The sequence below is a fragment of the Caecibacter sp. AF58-12pH5A genome, assembly GCF_027681725.1.
Lineage (GTDB): Bacteria > Bacillota > Negativicutes > Veillonellales > Megasphaeraceae > Megasphaera > Megasphaera hominis.
Map to the genome: position 1 here is coordinate 1 of NZ_JAQDBC010000016.1, position 16,759 is coordinate 16,759.

The following is a 16,759-nucleotide window of genomic DNA, read 5'->3' on the forward strand; positions in this document are numbered from 1 at the left end:
TTCGAGCCAGTGATCCTCATTCGTTTTTATAGGGGCGTTATTTCACAGCCCCTTTTTGTAATACCTCTAAGCGTTACAGGATAATGTACTTGCAGATGAAGAGGACTGCCAGGATATACATGAGCGGACTGATCTTTTCGCGCTTGCCTGTAAGCAGATTGATGACGACATAGGAGATGACGCCGAAGGAAATGCCTTCTGAAATGCTGTAACAGAAGGGCATGGCAATAATCGTAATATAGGCCGGAATGGATTCGGAGAAATCAGAGAAGTCGATGCCGGCTACAGAGGAAAGCATGAGGAAACCGACGACAACCAGGGCCGGTGATGTAGCAAAGGCCGGGATGGAAAGGAAAATCGGTGATAAGAAAAGGGACAGGAGGAAGAGCACGGCAACAGTAATGGCAGTAAGACCTGTACGGCCGCCTTCACTGACGCCGGTAGCGCTTTCCACGAAGGTCGTCGTCGTACTCGTGCCAATGACGGCACCTACGGTCGTCGCTACGGCATCAGCCAGGAGGGCGCCTTTAATGTGGGGCAGCTTGCCGTTTTCATCGAGCATGTTGGCTTTGGAGGAAACGCCAATGAGCGTGCCCAGGGTATCGAAAATATCGACAAAGAGGAAGGCGAACATGACGATGAGAAAATCGATGCTGAAAACGCGGCTGAAGTCGAGCTGCATGAAAATCGGGCCCAGACTGGCTGGCATAAAGGCGGCGAGACCGGCAGAAACGTCGGGAATGACGCTGAACATCTTAAGTTCCGGATTGGGAACGTAGAGGCCTGTCACTTCACAAATTACGGCCAGAATCCATGTACCCAGGATGCCCAGAAGAATATTGCCGCGGACTTTTTTTACCATCAGAATCGATGTAAAGAGGATGCCGATCATGGCTAAGAGGACGGTAATCCCAACGGTGTGGAAGGTGCCCGTTTCGACAGAATGAGTAAAGGAGAACAAGGAAATTTTCGTGGCCGGATTGGCGACGATGATCTGTGCGTTCAAGAGGCCGATGAGGGCAATGAAAAGGCCAATCCCGGCAGAAACTGCTTTTTTCAGGGTCATCGGAATGGCATTAAAGATAGCTTCACGCACGTTGGTCAGGGATAAAACAATAAAAATAATACCTTCAACAAAAACGGCGGCTAAAGCCATCTGCCAGGAATACCCCATCTGCATGACGACGGTAAAGGCAAAAAAGGCGTTCAGGCCCATCCCGGGGGCTAAGGCAAAGGGATAGTTGGCAAAGACTGCCATAAAGATGGTGCCCAGACAGGAAGCGATAGCTGTAGCCGTCAAGACGGCACCCTTATCCATACCTGTCGTGCTCATGATCAAAGGATTGACGGCCAGAATATAGGCCATTGTCATAAAGGTGGTAATACCGGCAAGCATTTCTGTCTTGGCGGTGGTTCCGTTCGCTGTCAAATGAAACAGACGGTTAAGGAACCCATTTTCATTTTCCATGTTGAAACTCCTTCCTGATACAAAGAAAATAGATAAATAAAAGAATATTCATATTATAAAATCTTTCCCGCAATTGGGCAATGCAAAATATAAGGGAATTTGGCCAGACCGGGAACTTTACAGTCTGGAAATAACAAAAAAATAGAATATATATCAATATGGAATTGATTAAAAAGTAAAAAGGGCTGCTTCTCTAACGGGAGAAACAGCCCTTTGGCGCTTATTCTTTTAAGGCTTCATTCAAATGAACGCCCTTGAGAAATGGCAAGGTCGGTTTTTCACTTGTATTCAGCGGTTCACGAATATTTTCAAAGGTCGACGTGAGCATCAGCTTGAGACGGTTCGTCTGGTTGACCGAGCTGGCGCTGGGGTCATAGTCGATGGCGACGATATTCGTTTCCGGGAAGGCAGCCTTCAGGGTCTTGATCATGCCCTTGCCGGTGACGTGGTTCGGCAGGCAGGCCCAAGGCTGGAGGCACACGACGTCGCGGGCACCGCGGTGAATGAGATCGATCATATCGCCTGTAAGGAACCAGCCTTCGCCGGCTTCGTGGCCAAGCGACAGGAACTTCCTGGCTTCATCGGCAATGTCGTAAATGGATGTGATCGGATCGAAATGGGCGCTTTGGGCGACGGCTTCGCGATAGGGCTTGCGATACCATTCCAGGAGCTTGACGAGAGACTTGCTCTTGAAGCTGGACCACCAGCTGCCGGAAAGATATTTATGACGGAACTGGTCATCCAAGAGGCCGTAGAAGAAGAAATCAGCCAGGCCGGAGACGATGATTTCGCCCCCTTCTTCTTCAATCATGCGGACGATATGGTTATTGGCAATGGGGTGGAACTTGACGTAAATTTCCCCGACCAGACCGATACGCGGCTTCTTTTCATCTGTCATGTCGATGTGGTCGAATTCATTGATCATGGCACGGATATTTTTTACGAAGGTGTGACGATCAGCGTGGGCAAGATCGACTGTGCATTTATCCTGCCACTTCTTGAAGAGGGCTTCTGCCGTACCTTTGACCTTTTCGTAAGGCCGCGTGCGGTAGAGTACCTGCTGCAGGGCATCGCCGTAAATCATACCCATGACCAGTCTGTGCCAGAAGCCGATGCTCGGCTGGAAACCGGGCTGCTTGTTCATGCCCTTCATGTTCAGGGAGAGAATCGGTATGTCGCCCAAGTTGGCATCGGTCAGGGCCTTGCGGATCATGCCGATGTAGTTTGTCGCACGGCAGCAGCCGCCGGTCTGGGAAATCATAACGGACGTATGTTTTAAGTCATACTTGCCGGACTTCAAGGCCGTTATGATCTGGCCTAAGGACATGATGGCCGGATAGCAGGCGTCGTTGTGAATGTAAGCCAGACCGGTATCGATAGCCTTTTGTCCCTGGTGGTGGATCATTTCCACGCGGTACCCTTCGTGATCGAAGGCCGGCTTGAAGAGCGGAAAGTGGATCGGTGTCATAGACGGCGCCAGGATGACATTATCGGCCTTATTCTGTTTGGTGAAGATGGCCTTCGTATAGGAATAAGGTTCCGGTTTTACTGTGACCGGCTGGCGGTGATTCATGACGAAGAGAAGGGAACGGAGACGGATGCGGATCGCACCGAGGTTCGAACCTTCATCGATTTTCAGCAGTGTATGGATCTTATGGCCATGGGCGAGGATATCCTGCACCTGGTCGGCAACGATGGCATCGAGGCCGCAGCCGAAGGAATTGAGTTCGACCAATTCCAGGTTCTTATGCTGCTGTACATACTGGGCAGCCCGGTAGAGGCGGGAGTGGTACGACCACTGGTCGACGACGCGCAGATGGCCAGGGAATTGGCCCAAGGGAGCTACACCGTCTTCTGTCAGGACGGCCAGGCCGAGGCTGTTGATGAGCTCCGGAATACCGTGGTTGATTTCCGGGTCTACATGGTAGGGACGGCCGCTCAGGACGATACCCCGTTCGCCTTTCTTTTCCAGCATATCCAGGGCCGCTTTGGTCATGGCATAATACTGTTCTTTATAGTCCGTCTGTTCCTGCCAGGCAGCCTGGCAGGCTTTCTTGATTTCGTCCTTGCCCAGGCCCCAGACGCGCAGTTCTTCCTGCAGACGGGGGACAATGCGGTCTTTATCGTTAAGTGGCAGGAACGGGCAAAGATAGAGCGTATTGGTGTCACTCAGCCGTTCGGCCATGTTGTTGCGGATGACTTCCGGATAGCTCATGACCATAGGGCAGTTAAAGGTATTATCCTTGCTGCCTTCTTTCGGGCCATTCTGAATACAGGGATAGAAAATGCGGTCCACTTTCTTTTCCAGCAGATTTTCGATATGGCCGTGGACGAGCTTGGCCGGATAGCACGCCGAATCGGACGGTACCGTATCCATGGCCTTCTGGAAAATCTTCTTTGAAGAGGGGTCAGAAAGGACGACGCGGTAGCCCAATTTTGTAAAGAAGGTGAACCAGAAGGGATAGTCTTCATACATATTGAGTACGCGGGGAATACCGACGGTACCACGTGGCGCAGCTTCTGCCGCCAAGGGCTTATAGTGATTGAAGAGGCGGTTATATTTCACCTTGTACATGTTGGGCAGTACCTTGTGTTTCTGTCCGGACGAACCGGCTGCACCGCGTTCGCAGCGGTTGCCTGTAATAAAGGAGCGGCCGTCGTTAAAGGTGTTGACCGTAAGCAGGCAGTTATTGGTGCACAAGCCGCAATGACGGATGGATGTCGTTACCTTGAGCTGGCTCAGTTCTTCCGGTGAGAGTACCGTCGAACGGACATGGTCCCGGTGATAGGCATCCTTGCAGATGAGGCCCATACCGAAGGCCCCCATGAGGCCGGCAATGGCCGGACGGATGACCTGACGTCCCAAGAGCTTTTCAAAGGCCCGCAAGACGGCATCGTTGTAGAAGGTACCGCCTTGGACGACGATGTGCTTGCCTAATTTTTCCGGGTCTTTTACTTTAATTACTTTATATAGGGCGTTTTTAATAACGGAATAGGAAAGACCTGCAGAAATATCAGCCAGCGTAGCTCCTTCTTTTTGGGCCTGCTTGACTTTGGAGTTCATGAAGACTGTGCAGCGCGAGCCCAAATCGATTGGGCTTTCGGCAAAGAGGGCTGCCTTAGCAAAATCCTGAATTGATAAGTTCAGGGATTTTGCGAACGTATCGAGGAAGGAACCGCATCCGGAAGAGCACGCTTCGTTGAGGAGAATGTCTTCAATATGGCCGTCCTTCAGCCGGCTGCACTTCATGTCCTGGCCGCCAATATCGAGGATGAAATCAACATCCGGGCAGAAATGGGCCGCTGCCTGATAGTGGGCAATAGTTTCTACTTCACCTAAATCGAGATGGAGCGCTTCCTTGAGCAGAAATTCGCCATACCCGGTAATACCGGCTTTGGCAATGAAGGCACCAGGCGGCATGAGGCTGTAAATTTCCGTAATGATCTTTTTGGCAGCAGCCAAGGGGCTGCCTTCGTTGTTTTGGTAGTGCGAATAGAGAATCTTATTGTCTTCGCTGAGGAGAACGACCTTAATCGTCGTGCTGCCGGCGTCGATGCCAAGATAGCACGGGCCGCTGTAGGCAGCCAGATCGCCGCTGGGAATGGTGTGTTGGCCATGGCGGGAACGGAATTCATCGAATTCTGCCTGCGAAGCAAAGAGCGGTTCTACGCGGTCTGATTTGGCCAGGGACGATTCGTCTACATTGCGCAGCTGGCCCATGAGATTCATGAAGGACAGGGGCTTTTCCTGGAAACTGCCGAGGGCAGCGCCAATGGCCACATAGACCTGGGCGTTTTCCGGTGCTACGACTTGTTCTGGCGTCAAGTGCAACGTTTCTGCAAACTGCTTGCGCAGCTGTGGCAGGAAGGTCAGAGGTCCGCCGAGGAAGCAGACTGTACCGCGAATCGGGCGGCCGCAGGCCAGGCCGGTAATCGTCTGCAAGACAATAGACTGGAAGACTGAGGCAGCTACGTTTTCCTTGCTGGCACCGTCGTTCATGAGGGCCTGTACGTCCGTCTTGGCGAAAACGCCGCAGCGGGCTGCAATCGGATAGAGCGTATCTGCTTTTTCTGCCAGGGCGTTGAGGCCGCTGGCATCCGTGTGCAGGAGCGTAGCCATCTGATCGATGAACGCGCCTGTACCGCCGGCGCAGTTCCCGTTCATACGGTGTTCATTGCCGCCGGTTAAGTATGTGATTTTCGCATCTTCACCGCCCAATTCGATGATGACATCGGACTGCGGGTGGTACGTGCGGACGGCTTTGGTACCGGCAATTACTTCCTGGATAAAGGTAATACCCAGATAGTCTGCCAGGGCAATGCCGCCGGAGCCAGTAATGGCCATTGTGATTTGACGGTCACCGAATATTTCGTAGGCGTTTTCGAGCAGATCCCATACCTTCTGCCGGATATCCGTATAATGGCGGACATAGCAGGCGTGGAGGCAGTGCTTTAAATTGTCGAGAACGGCAATTTTTACTGTCGTCGAGCCAATATCGATGCCGATATGGAGTAAATCTTTCATAGAGTACCTCACATATAATGCTGATGGTAACTTGTACCATGTAAATAATATTAGTATAGATGATAAAATTAGTCTATGATATATTTTACCATATTATAGAAAAAGCGGAAGTGGCCAATGCTACAGAAAATGCATAGATAAAATAGAGATTATCAATTTAGAATAGGTATAGATAAGCAAATACAAAATAAATAAAAAAGATTGAAAAAAAGTATTGACATTAGTGAAGGCGGATGATAAAATAATCTACGTTATCAGCGCTCACACATTAGCTGATAGCGATAATATGGCGGGTATGGTGAAGTGGTTAACACGGCGGATTGTGGCTCCGTTACGCTAGGGTTCGAGTCCCTATACTCGCCCCATAGGGGTATAGCCAAGTGGTAAGGCACCGGACTTTGACTCCGCTATGCGCTGGTTCGAATCCAGCTACCCCTGCCAGCCATGATCCACTAGCTCAGTTGGCAGAGCACCTGACTTTTAATCAGGGTGTCCCGAGTTCGAATCTCGGGTGGATCACCAAAGAGAAGGCAGTTCCTGCGGGAACCGCCTTTTTTTATTATATTCCTTTTTGCAGCAATAGAAAAGGCACCATGCACGGTGCCTTTTCTATTGCTGTATTTTTTAGCAAATATAATTATAAGAATAAGAGGAAGAACACAAACGTGTCGATAATAAACGTCGGAATCAAAATGGCATTGGACCAGGCCATATAGCCGAAGAAGCTGGGCATGTTGATATTGTTTTCTTCAGCAATGGCTTTAACCATAAAGTTTGGCGCGTTGCCAATATACGTATTGGCACCCATGAAAACGGCGCCGGCAGCAATTGCTTCCAGCATGATTTGGGAAACCGTACCGACAGATGTGACGATCCCTGTCGTAGCCCCAAGAGAACCGGCCGTTTGGAGAAAAACGAGATAGGTCGGCGTATTGTCGAGGAAGGACGAAAGGGCGCCTGTTGCCCAGAACATTTGCCACGGCTGGTTAATGCCTAATTCGGCACCATGGGTTTTGAGCAGCATCAGGGCCGGAATCATGGTAATAAAGATACCGATGAAGAGCGTGGCTACTTCGATGATCGGGCCATTAGTAAATTCGTTCAGAGCCCGGGTGTGTTCCTGTGTCGTCTTCAGGGACAGCAGTGCTGCTACGAGAATGATGACGACTTCAGCTAAGGTAGCATAGGGGAAGACGATTTCGTCATAGACATGAATACCTGCACCGTTGGCAAAAGCAGGAATCCATTCGGGCAGCATGCCATTGGCTAATACGCCACAAATGATCATGCCAATGAAAATGAGGTTATGTGCTCCTTCAATGCGAATGGGTTCTTTTTCCCCATCTTTTTGCATATCCAGAGGCGAACGGCCTTCAGCCAGTTCTTTCTTATAATAATGATGATCGAGAAGCATAAACACGGCAAACAAGAGAATCAGGTTGAATGCCAGAATAGGGAACAGATGGAACGTCCACGTAAAGGGAACGCCGCGCTGGAAGCCCATGAACAAAGGCGGATCGCCAAGCGGTGTCAGGCAGCCGCCCATATTGGCAACGAGGAAAATGAAAAAGACCATAAGATGTACTTTCTTTTTCCGCCAGGCATTGGCACGGATCAAGGGACGAATCATGAGCATAGCAGCACCGGTTGTGCCGATCCAGCTGGCCAGGGCCGTACCGATGAGCAATAAGAGCGCATTGACCTTCGTCGTGCCTGCCATAGTGCCTTTAATAACAATCCCGCCGGCCGTTACAAAGAGGCCATAGAGGAGCACGATGAACGGAATATAGTCGAGCAGTACCGATTCCAGTAACCGGAACGCCCCTTCTCCAGCCCCATAGGCGAAGGAAAAGGGAATGAGGAATACGAGGGACCAGGCGAGAGACACCCACTTCATGTTTTCTGCCCACCAGTCACCTTTAATCAAGGGGATGATGGCAATCGAGAGGAGCATACCTACAAAAGGAATGACACTCCATACGGGTAGTACCTGATTAACCATTTCGTGAGCCGCTTCGTTTGCGAATACCGGCGAGGCACTAAGCGTAAGCCAGGTTAAGGACCCCAACAGTATTCTGCATAGTTTTGTCATATCAATCACCTTTCTTATTGTGGATTTTGTGAACAAAGAAATGCAGACAAATTGCTGTCAATGGCAGGTTTCTGTGGTGTAATGAATGAGGGAAAACGTCAGAAAATTACCGGGCAGCTATAGGTTGGTATTTCTTCTGTTCGATTGATGCACGATGGGTCTATAACGTATGCAAGTTTATTATAACATAAGAGAGAGTCTCTTTGCTATGCATATTTGTACATATCGAAAAGAAGCTAATAATGACTTGAAATGTATCTTGTCAGTTAGTTATATATAAGGAAATATATGTACTGGCAGAAAAAAGAAGATAGTAGCTATCAAAAAAGAAATACTTGTAAATATTTTACGGAATTCGTACAGGAAAAGCAGGAAAAAAAGGGGGAACAGCGAATATATAACATATATAGTTAAGGTAAGACAGGAGGGATTACCATGAAAGCTTACAAAAATATTATCGTTCCTACCGATGGGTCAGTAAACTCCAAACGGGCATTGGAACACGCCGTACTGCTGGCAACTTCGATGCAGGCATCGATTACGCTCGTATATGTAGCAAATATCGTATCGGTTATTTCTAATTTCGATCAGATTCCGAATGCCAGTGGCTATGTAACGGAACAGGTAGCCTTGGATATGGAAGAAGAAGGGAAAGGCGTACTGGAAGAATTTTCTAAGGAAATTCCCCAGGATGTGGAAGTAAAGAGCGTCTTTGAAGTAGGTTCGCCGGGACCGGCTGTACTTTCTGTTGCGAAAAAGTACGAAGCCGATCTGATTGTCATGGGCAGCCGCGGCCTCGGGCCACTAAAGGGATTGTTCATGGGGTCTGTCAGCAGTTATGTCGTTACGCATGCTCCTTGCCCGGTATTAATCGTAAAATAAGCCGGTATAGATTGTTTCTAAAAGGTCTTGACTGTAAATTATGCAGACAAGGCCTTTTTTTCGTATGGGATTTTTGTTTTTTGTGATATACTGATGTAGATATACGTGTATATGGGAATACATGAAGAATAAAACGTACGCAATCTGCCTGGGAGGCAATAGAATCATGGGAAAAACGGATAAAAAATGGCTGGAAGAACAGCTGAGTGAGTGGATACATAAAGGATGGATTTCGGCGGAAGCAGGGCAGCAAATACGTCAGACACTGCCTGCAGGACCGGCCTTTTCCGTCCCTCTTTTAAGTATTATTGCTATTGTCGGCGGTTCTATTGCCGGGATGGTCCTGATCTGGATTATTTCATCTCTATGGTATCAGATCAGTCCGACAGCACGTATCGTTACGGCTGCCGTGTTTTTGCTCTTATCGCAGGCCAGTGTAGGCTTTGCTATGTTTCGCGATCGCCAGGGAACCTGGGTCGGTGAGCTCGTTGCCGTCGTCCACGCCCTGGTTGTCGGCAGTGTCGTGGCCGTGGCCCAACAGACTTTTTACGTAGGCTGGGATACGGCGTCTTTTTTGGTGGCCTGCGCCTTGTTATGCCTGCCGGCTATCTATCTTTTACGCTCAGTCTGCCTGGTTGTTGTATACGCCTTGGCCGTCCTTTGCTGGGCTGCCATTGGCGGTCCCGTTGATGCTCCCGGCGGCGCGGCATTCATTTGGGTGCTCCTGGTAGTGCTGGTTCCTTTTTACCGGCTCTTGCAAAAAAATCAGGATGAAGTGCGTCTGGCTATCTATTCCTGGACGATTACCATTACAGTTTTTGCGGCCTTCGGATTGGCAGCGCTGGATTCGGCGTATATTCCGTTCCTGTTGCTGGCAACGCTGGCCGTTGCTATTATGCTGACGGGATACTCTATCGATATCCGCAAGGCCTGGGGTGTGCCGTTCCGCTGGTTTGGCCGTTGTGCCGCTGCGGGCTCCCTGCTCATTTCGGCCTTGCCGGCTTCCTGGTATGGTGTAGCCGATATACAGGGCTTCCACTGGACGACGACGGCCGTAACGGTGGTCTTATTTATGTCCATCTTGGCACTTCTCGTAAAAGGCGTAAAGAAAAGACTTTGGGGACCGGTTCTTTATGCCGGTATTCCTGTGATTCTGGCAGCGGAAACGATTTTGGTGCGCAACGGTCTCTATTCCTCTGTGCCTTTAATCGTATCGTCGCTCTATTTGATCGCCATTGGCTTTTATGAAATGGTCCAGGGCTATCAGGGCGGCCGGACAAATCATTTGAAGTTTGGCCTCAGTATCCTAGTCTGCCTTATTATAGCTGTCTTCTGGGGCGGCAGCTTCTCGCCCCTCGTCCCCGTTGTGGGGATTATCATTCTGGCGTTATTGATCTTCCAAATCAGACGGACATCACGCCAGCGCCAGGATACGGCAGAACGGGTCCGGCATAGAACGGAAATCCGCCATAAGGTAACGACAGTGCGGAGTGAACGGAAAAAGCGCAGCAGTCATCGCCGCCGGGCAGCGGCGCCGCCTGCAGCAGAAAAAGAAGCGGCACCAGCTGAAGCCTCTGCGCAGGAACCGCTTCAGGAAGAAGAGCTCCCGGAATGGATGAAGGAACTGCATCTGCCCGATTCACTTCAGGAGCCAGCAGCACCTGAAGCAGAAATACCCGTGCCGGCCGCACCGCGTTCGGTCATTCAGAAGAAAACAGAGTCGTCTCATTTCGTGCCGCCTGTTTTTCATAATCCCGATGATATTCCCCTACCGCAGGTTACGGTGCCCCAGCCCCGCAAGGCGGCGCGGACGCAGCAGCCTGCGAAACCGGCAGCAGGCAGCACTTCGCCGTGGGGAACGCCGGTTACGAAACCGAAACGGGAAAAACATTTTACCCATTCGCCATGGTCTACGGAAGGAGAAAATGAAAAATGAAAGTACCCAATTTGACCTTTTCGCCAGGCCGGGGATTTCGCTGGGGTGTATTTTTCCTGGCAGCTGTCATACAGCTCGGGGCACTCGGTTATTTTGGCTGGCGCTGGCACAATATCACTGTCGATGGCATTCCCTATCAGTGGCAGTGTGTACCCCGCCTGGAATTATCCGGCTTTGGCACGGATTATATGCGCGTCGTTTTTCCGGAAGATACGACGACCTGGCTCGATGCAGATCCTCCGGAAGAACAGGAAACGATTTATGTCCATATTTCGCGTAATGACCAGGGCCTCATGGAAATCAAAGGAGCTTCTGCTTCTAAGCCGTTAATCGGCGGCGATTATATGGAAGCCAAGGTCGTAGCCTTCCATGATGGGAAGGTACAATTCCAGGTTGGCTTTGACCGGTATCGCATTGCTCCAGATAAATCAGACGGTATTTACGATATCTCTCCAAACGACAGTGTCCTGGCCAGTATCCGGATTAAACATGGGCTGGGCGTCATTGAAGGGATTTATGTCAATGGCATACCCATTGAATCTTCGAGTAACGGCGCAGCCATGGAGGCAGCCCGGGCTAAACAGCAAGGGCAAGACAAGACTAAGACGGCCAATAAAAAATCTCTTGTTGAATCGGGGATGGTACCACCGAAGGAAGAATGATGATGGAGGAAACGATACGCATGAAAACCTATCTGAAACTGGGACTGACAGTGATTCTGGCTTGTTCCTTTTTACTGCTTTCCGGCTTTCGGGCACAAACGATTATTCACGACGATGGCAGTGAAACCCAGGATGTGCTGAAAGTATCGGAAACAGCAGCGGGCCAGAAAAAACTGCGGGCTGATGCCGATGAATTCCAGAAGCGTAATTACACGATTATGGACTATGACAATGGCAATGGGGAAGGCTTCCGGGCCATGAAAACCATTACTAAAGACGGGGCAAACCGCAGCTCCGTTGACCATATCGTCCATAAGACACACGATGGATTCTTTTGTTCCACCTATTATATTGATTATGATTACACGCCCAACAGCATTGCCGATTTACGTCTGGGCACGCCTATGGAAGAAAATGGGGTTGATTTGGAATATATCATTTCCTTCCCGTCAGGCACCAATGTAAAGAGCAACGCGGCCAAGTCAGATGAACAGGGCAGTACGTACATGTGGAACCTGAAAAATTCGTCGCCGTCCAAAGTCAGCCTGCAGGCGACGGTATGGCATAAACTGGCCATTTATGTGGCGTTATTTGCCATCGTAGCCATTTTAGTTGTCGTCCTGATCATGGAAATCCGGCGCAGGAATACGATCAGCTGGAAACGGGCAGCCCATATGCGCCGTTTAGAAATCCTCGTCCTTTTTATTCCCCTTTTGATCTTGGGCTATATGGGCTATGAATACTATACAGGTACCCACATTACGTCAGAAGCCTTGGCGAAGGTATCCCAGCAAAAGCAGGAAGAATTGCTGGAAAACAGGGAAGAAGATAAGAAGCTTCACGATGCAGATGCCAAGAAGCAGCGTGACGATGAACTGGCCATGAGCAAGGTGCGGACCAAGACCCTGGAAATTGCCAGCGCCCTGCGCGATTTAAACCGCAACTACCAGTCAGGCCGTGTCAGCCGCAGTGGTGCCCGCTCGCAGGCAGAGGATCTGGCCAGCCAGGTTAAATCCCTGCTCGACGATAGTAAGGGCTTATCCCAGGCCGACCGCGACGAACTCCTGCACTTAATTCAGGAAGCCGAATCCCTGGCCAGCGGCCCGGCAGCCACGGACAGAAGTACGAAGAGCCAGGTGTCAGAAGAACAACAACGGGCCGATGATCTGGCAGCACAGGATACCGATAAGACCAGCCGGACGACGAGCGGCGAAGCCGATACAGTCCGGGGCGAAAGCGCAGCGGACAAGTCCGGCCAGAGCAGTGACCAGAATAAGGCTAAGACGGCAGACAAGACAAAAAGCGACAAATAGGGCAGATGAATTTTGCCTGGATATTTATTCTTAGCTACAAACATGGTATGATAGGTATGGCAAACGATCAGCAGTACCTGTAACGAACAAAAGGAGGCACATTACATGTATTTAGTAGAAGAACTCAAGAATGGTGTATACTGGATGGGGTGCAACGATTTTACATCCGCAATGTTTGAACGGATCTTTCCGATTCCCGAAGGCGTAACGTACAACTCGTATTTCTTTGACGATGAAAAAACGTGCGTCATCGACGCGATGGATAAGAGCTGCCGCGATGAATTTTTGGAAGATGTAGAACACTTGCTGCACGGCCGCAAACTGGACTATTTCGTTATTCAGCATATGGAACCGGACCATGCCAGCTCGGCCTTGGCCCTGATTGAAAAATATCCTGACGTCAAAATTGTCGGCCAGCCCCAGACGTTTAAACTTTTTGAACAGTTCTATCGTCACCCCTATCCGGATAACTATCTGCCGGTTAAGGAAGGCAATCAGCTGTGCCTGGGTAAACATACCCTGCAGTTCATTAAGGCTCCTATGGTTCATTGGCCGGAAGTTATTATGACCTATGATCTGACAGACCATATGCTCTTCAGTGCTGATGCCTTTGGCATGTTTGGCACCGTAGGGAATATCTATGCTGACCAGGTTGATTTTGAAGAAAATTATCTGGAATCGGCCCGCCGCTATTATGTCAACATTGTTGGCAAATACGGCCCGCAGGTCGTCCGCGTCCTGCAGAAGGCTGCCAATATGCCGCTCGATTTTATTTGCCCGCTCCACGGCGTTGTCTATCGTACACCGGATACGATTAAATATATTATTGATAAACACCTCCACTGGGCTAAATATGTACCGGAAAAGAAAGGCGTCGTCATCGCCTTTGCTTCCATCTATGGAGACACAGCCCGTGCCGTTTCGATCCTGGCTAATAAACTGAGCCGCCGCGGCGTTAAGGATGTACGCTTGTACGATGTATCCAAAAATCACTCGTCTTACATTACAGCAAAAGCCTGGGAATACAGCCATATGGTTATTGCCGCACCGACGTATAACCTGAATCTCTTCCTGCCCATGGAAAGTTTCCTCCATGACCTGCAGACGCTCATGTTCCAGAACCGTACCATTGCCGTCATGGCAAACCACAGCTGGGCTTCCGCTGCGTACAAGACCATGGTCGATTATGTAGAAAACCAGTTTAAATGCTGCGAACTCCTGGATCCCTCCATGGATATCAAATCGTCCCTGCGTGATGACGATGAAGGTCTTCTCGACGAAATGGCAGATAAGATTGCCGAAAGTGTAAAGGCCTATCCGGATCCGGATACGTTGATCTGATCTGCTTTTTGAAAATAGTAAAAGCCACCTCGCTGAGGTGGCTTTTTTGCTGGAAAGACAGCTTTTTTATGATATAATAGAGGCACGGAAAGGAGGCGTATACGATGATCATTCGCGACAATACTGCCAAAAGCGGCGATCCCCATGAAGAAGAAAAGGCCCGCAGCAATGGTGAAGAGCTGCAGATCGATTTAGGACGTACGCTGACAGAGGAAGAAGAAAAGATTTTTGCAAAATTAAAAGAAGGCCTGCATATGTAAGACGCAGGGTAAGCCGGAGTTGTCCGGATTACCCTGCTCTTTTTTTGAAAAAATGGGGAACGAATGTTTTAAATATACTGACTTAAACATTCATAATTTTTTTATTTATTTTTTTGGGCGCTTGATATATAATAGTAACATTGAGTTGTTAATGGTAAGGAAAGGTTGGAAACGCGTGAAACCGATTATCGTAAGCATTAAAAGCTTGCAGCGAGACGAAAAGGGTGAATCACAAACACTGGAACTGGTTTCTGAGGGAAAGTACTATAAGAAGGAACGGTCCCAGTATATTGTGTATAAGGAAAGCGCCATTAGCAGTTTAGAAGGCGTGACTACGACCATCAAGGTACTAGCGGACGGGACGGTCTGCGTGTTGAGGACCGGCGCCATGCAGCAACGGCAGGAATTCCGGCCAGGCATGGAAACGACGTCCTGGTATGATACGCCCTTGGGACGGACGCTGCTTATCATCAAGACCTACGCCTGCCGGGTACAGCTCGTAGATGGCATAGGTACGATTGAGATCGAGTTTGACGTAACCATCACCGGTATGGGTGCGATTTATAATCAATTGACAATTACGGTGCAGGAGGACAAGACGACATGGAAATAAAAGAATTACTGAAGCGGGGAATTAAAGAAGCATTGGCACAGGCTGTACAGGCAGGTACACTGCCGGCCGGGGAATATCCTGAGGTCAGCCTGGAAGTACCACCGCAGAAAGAATTTGGCGATTTCGCAACGAATATAGCCATGCAGTCTGCCCGTGTTGCTCACAAAGCACCGAAGCTGATCGCACAGGCGATCGTTGACCAGATGGAGTATCCCTGGTTGAACCATGCAGAAATTGCCGGTGCCGGCTTTATCAACTTTTTCTTAAACCACACAGTCATTTACGACACGTTACAGCAGATTCTGGCTGCCGGTGAAACCTATGGCCAGGCACCGGTACGGGAAGACGATACGGTACAGGTCGAATATGTAAGTGCCAACCCGACGGGACCGCTGCACGTAGGGCATGGCCGTGGCGCCGCCTATGGCAGTGCCCTTGTCAACCTCATGCGCAAGGCCGGCTATAACGTGCAGGCTGAGTACTATATCAATGACGCAGGCAACCAGATGGATAACCTGGCTGCGTCTGTCAACGCCCGCTATTTGGAACTCTTGGGCAAGCCCTCGGAAATACCGGAAAACGGCTATCACGGCCACGATATTATCGATACGGCACAGGCCATCATCGATCAGGACGGCGACGCCTATTTATCCATGCCGGAAGCAGAACGGCTGACTTATTTTAAGGACCGGGCGTATGCAGAAAAATTGAAAGCGCTGAAACACGATCTGGCCGTTTTCAATGTCCAGTATGACCAGTGGTTTAGCGAACGGACCCTGCATCCGGCTGCCATCCAGGCGGCCTGTGAAGAATTGAAGGCCCGTGGCAAGGCCTATGAAAAGGATGGCGCCTTGTGGCTCCGCTCTACGGAATATGGCGACGATAAAGACCGCGTCATTATCCGTGATAATGGCGTGCCGACCTATTTGGCGGCCGACATTGCCTACCACAAGAATAAGTATGAACGGGGCTTTAAAAAGATGATCAACATCTGGGGTGCCGATCATCACGGCTACGTCGCCCGCGTCAAGGCTTCCATGGAAGCTTTAGGCTATGATCCGAAGCAGCTGGAAGTACTGCTCCTGCAGATGGTCAGCCTCTTCCGTGATGGCAAGCCTGTCAAGATGAGTAAGCGTACGGGTCAGGCCATTACGCTGAATGAACTGATCGAAGAAGTAGGCACCGATGCAGCCCGTTATTTCTTCATCATGCGGTCTCTCGATACGCAGCTCGATTTTGACCTCGACCTGGCTAAGTCGCACAGCAATGAAAATCCGGTGTATTACATCCAATATGCCCATGCCCGGATTTACAGTATTTATAAGCAGCTGAAGGAAAAAGGCGGCGAATTGCCTGCCGATTGGTCTAATGTGGCACTGGATAAGCTTCAGGAACCACAGGAACTGGAATTAATTAAGAAAATGGCGGCTTTCCCGGAAGAAGTTACGATTGCTGCCCGGGAACGGGCACCTCACCGGATTGCCCATTATGCCTATGAACTGGCCAGCCTGTTCCACAATTTCTATAACCGTTGCCGGATTATACAGGAAGATGAGGAACTGGAAAAGGCCAGATTAGCACTGGTTACAGCCGTGCGGATTACTATTGCCGCATGTCTCGGTATTTTAGGGGTTTCCGCACCGGAAAAAATGTAATATAATGTAGTG

The 16,759-nt window shown here is 49.8% G+C and carries 11 protein-coding genes and 3 tRNA genes; 11 read left to right on the top strand and 3 right to left on the bottom strand.

The genetic code is table 11. The features are described 5' to 3' along the window. Positions 1-73 precede the first annotated feature (73 nt). Together PGX44_RS08165 and PGX44_RS08170 are read right to left on the bottom strand one after the other, a co-directional pair. Positions 74-1,468 carry an NCS2 family permease gene (locus PGX44_RS08165; RefSeq protein WP_498854987.1) on the bottom strand — a complete coding sequence of 465 codons (1,395 nt, stop codon included), beginning with the start codon at positions 1,466-1,468 and terminating at the stop codon, positions 74-76. Between the two features lie 220 nt (positions 1,469-1,688). Continuing rightward, entirely contained in the window at positions 1,689-5,993 is a 4,305-nt protein-coding gene (locus tag PGX44_RS08170; protein ID WP_498854988.1) for an acyl-CoA dehydratase activase-related protein, read from the bottom strand. 289 nt (positions 5,994-6,282) lie between these two features. Between PGX44_RS08170 and PGX44_RS08175 the strand changes: the two genes are divergently transcribed. The 3 genes from PGX44_RS08175 (at position 6,283) to PGX44_RS08185 (ending at position 6,515) form a co-directional block, all read left to right on the top strand. Further along, positions 6,283-6,358, top strand: a tRNA-His gene (locus PGX44_RS08175). 1 nt (position 6,359) lies between these two features. Next, positions 6,360-6,434 (top strand) — tRNA-Gln (locus PGX44_RS08180). A gap of 5 nt (positions 6,435-6,439) precedes the next feature. After that, positions 6,440-6,515, top strand: a tRNA-Lys gene (locus PGX44_RS08185). A 115-nt stretch (positions 6,516-6,630) separates the two neighbouring features. On the opposite strand, the gene PGX44_RS08190 is transcribed toward PGX44_RS08185, so the two are convergent. Further along, positions 6,631-8,085, bottom strand: coding sequence for a sodium:proton antiporter (locus PGX44_RS08190; protein WP_498854989.1), 1,455 nt, complete (start codon positions 8,083-8,085; stop codon positions 6,631-6,633). A gap of 435 nt (positions 8,086-8,520) precedes the next feature. Here PGX44_RS08190 and PGX44_RS08195 point away from each other — a divergent pair, with 435 nt between their 5' ends. From PGX44_RS08195 to argS, 8 genes are all read left to right on the top strand, one after another. Next, positions 8,521-8,967, top strand: coding sequence for a universal stress protein (locus tag PGX44_RS08195; RefSeq protein ID WP_498854990.1), 447 nt, complete (start codon positions 8,521-8,523; stop codon positions 8,965-8,967). Between the two features lie 166 nt (positions 8,968-9,133). Then, the gene (locus PGX44_RS08200; protein ID WP_498854991.1) at positions 9,134-10,903 is read left to right on the top strand and encodes a DUF2157 domain-containing protein; all 1,770 of its coding nucleotides are present in this window, start codon (positions 9,134-9,136) and stop codon (positions 10,901-10,903) included. Continuing rightward, positions 10,900-11,565 (top strand): hypothetical protein, encoded by a 666-nt coding sequence (locus PGX44_RS08205; RefSeq protein ID WP_498854992.1) that lies wholly within the window; start codon positions 10,900-10,902, stop codon positions 11,563-11,565. Before PGX44_RS08200 ends, PGX44_RS08205 begins: the two co-directional genes overlap by 4 nt. Before the next feature lie 20 nt (positions 11,566-11,585). Continuing rightward, the gene (locus PGX44_RS08210) at positions 11,586-12,878 is read left to right on the top strand and encodes a hypothetical protein (protein ID WP_498854993.1); all 1,293 of its coding nucleotides are present in this window, start codon (positions 11,586-11,588) and stop codon (positions 12,876-12,878) included. A gap of 105 nt (positions 12,879-12,983) precedes the next feature. Next, complete coding sequence (locus PGX44_RS08215) at positions 12,984-14,219, top strand: FprA family A-type flavoprotein (RefSeq protein ID WP_186502371.1); 1,236 nt, start codon at positions 12,984-12,986, stop codon at positions 14,217-14,219. Positions 14,220-14,323: 104 nt separating this feature from the next. Next, complete coding sequence (locus tag PGX44_RS08220) at positions 14,324-14,479, top strand: hypothetical protein (RefSeq protein ID WP_186502370.1); 156 nt, start codon at positions 14,324-14,326, stop codon at positions 14,477-14,479. A 175-nt stretch (positions 14,480-14,654) separates the two neighbouring features. Further along, complete coding sequence (locus PGX44_RS08225) at positions 14,655-15,092, top strand: YwiB family protein (protein WP_288201698.1); 438 nt, start codon at positions 14,655-14,657, stop codon at positions 15,090-15,092. Beyond that, the gene (gene argS / locus PGX44_RS08230) at positions 15,083-16,747 is read left to right on the top strand and encodes an arginine--tRNA ligase (protein WP_498854994.1); all 1,665 of its coding nucleotides are present in this window, start codon (positions 15,083-15,085) and stop codon (positions 16,745-16,747) included. Before PGX44_RS08225 ends, argS begins: the two co-directional genes overlap by 10 nt. Positions 16,748-16,759 lie beyond the last annotated feature (12 nt).

Bases quoted from the DNA above. Each gene is read 5' to 3' on its own strand.
- PGX44_RS08195 (WP_498854990.1), top strand. From the start codon at position 8,521: ATGAAAGCTTACAAAAATATTATCGTTCCTACCGATGGGTCAGTAAAC.
- PGX44_RS08165 (WP_498854987.1), bottom strand. From the start codon at position 1,468: ATGGAAAATGAAAATGGGTTCCTTAACCGTCTGTTTCATTTGACAGCG.
- PGX44_RS08215 (WP_186502371.1), top strand. From the start codon at position 12,984: ATGTATTTAGTAGAAGAACTCAAGAATGGTGTATACTGGATGGGGTGC.
- PGX44_RS08170 (WP_498854988.1), bottom strand. From the start codon at position 5,993: ATGAAAGATTTACTCCATATCGGCATCGATATTGGCTCGACGACAGTA.
- PGX44_RS08190 (WP_498854989.1), bottom strand. From the start codon at position 8,085: ATGACAAAACTATGCAGAATACTGTTGGGGTCCTTAACCTGGCTTACG.
- PGX44_RS08220 (WP_186502370.1), top strand. From the start codon at position 14,324: ATGATCATTCGCGACAATACTGCCAAAAGCGGCGATCCCCATGAAGAA.
- PGX44_RS08210 (WP_498854993.1), top strand. From the start codon at position 11,586: ATGAAAACCTATCTGAAACTGGGACTGACAGTGATTCTGGCTTGTTCC.
- PGX44_RS08200 (WP_498854991.1), top strand. From the start codon at position 9,134: ATGGGAAAAACGGATAAAAAATGGCTGGAAGAACAGCTGAGTGAGTGG.
- argS (WP_498854994.1), top strand. From the start codon at position 15,083: ATGGAAATAAAAGAATTACTGAAGCGGGGAATTAAAGAAGCATTGGCA.
- PGX44_RS08205 (WP_498854992.1), top strand. From the start codon at position 10,900: ATGAAAGTACCCAATTTGACCTTTTCGCCAGGCCGGGGATTTCGCTGG.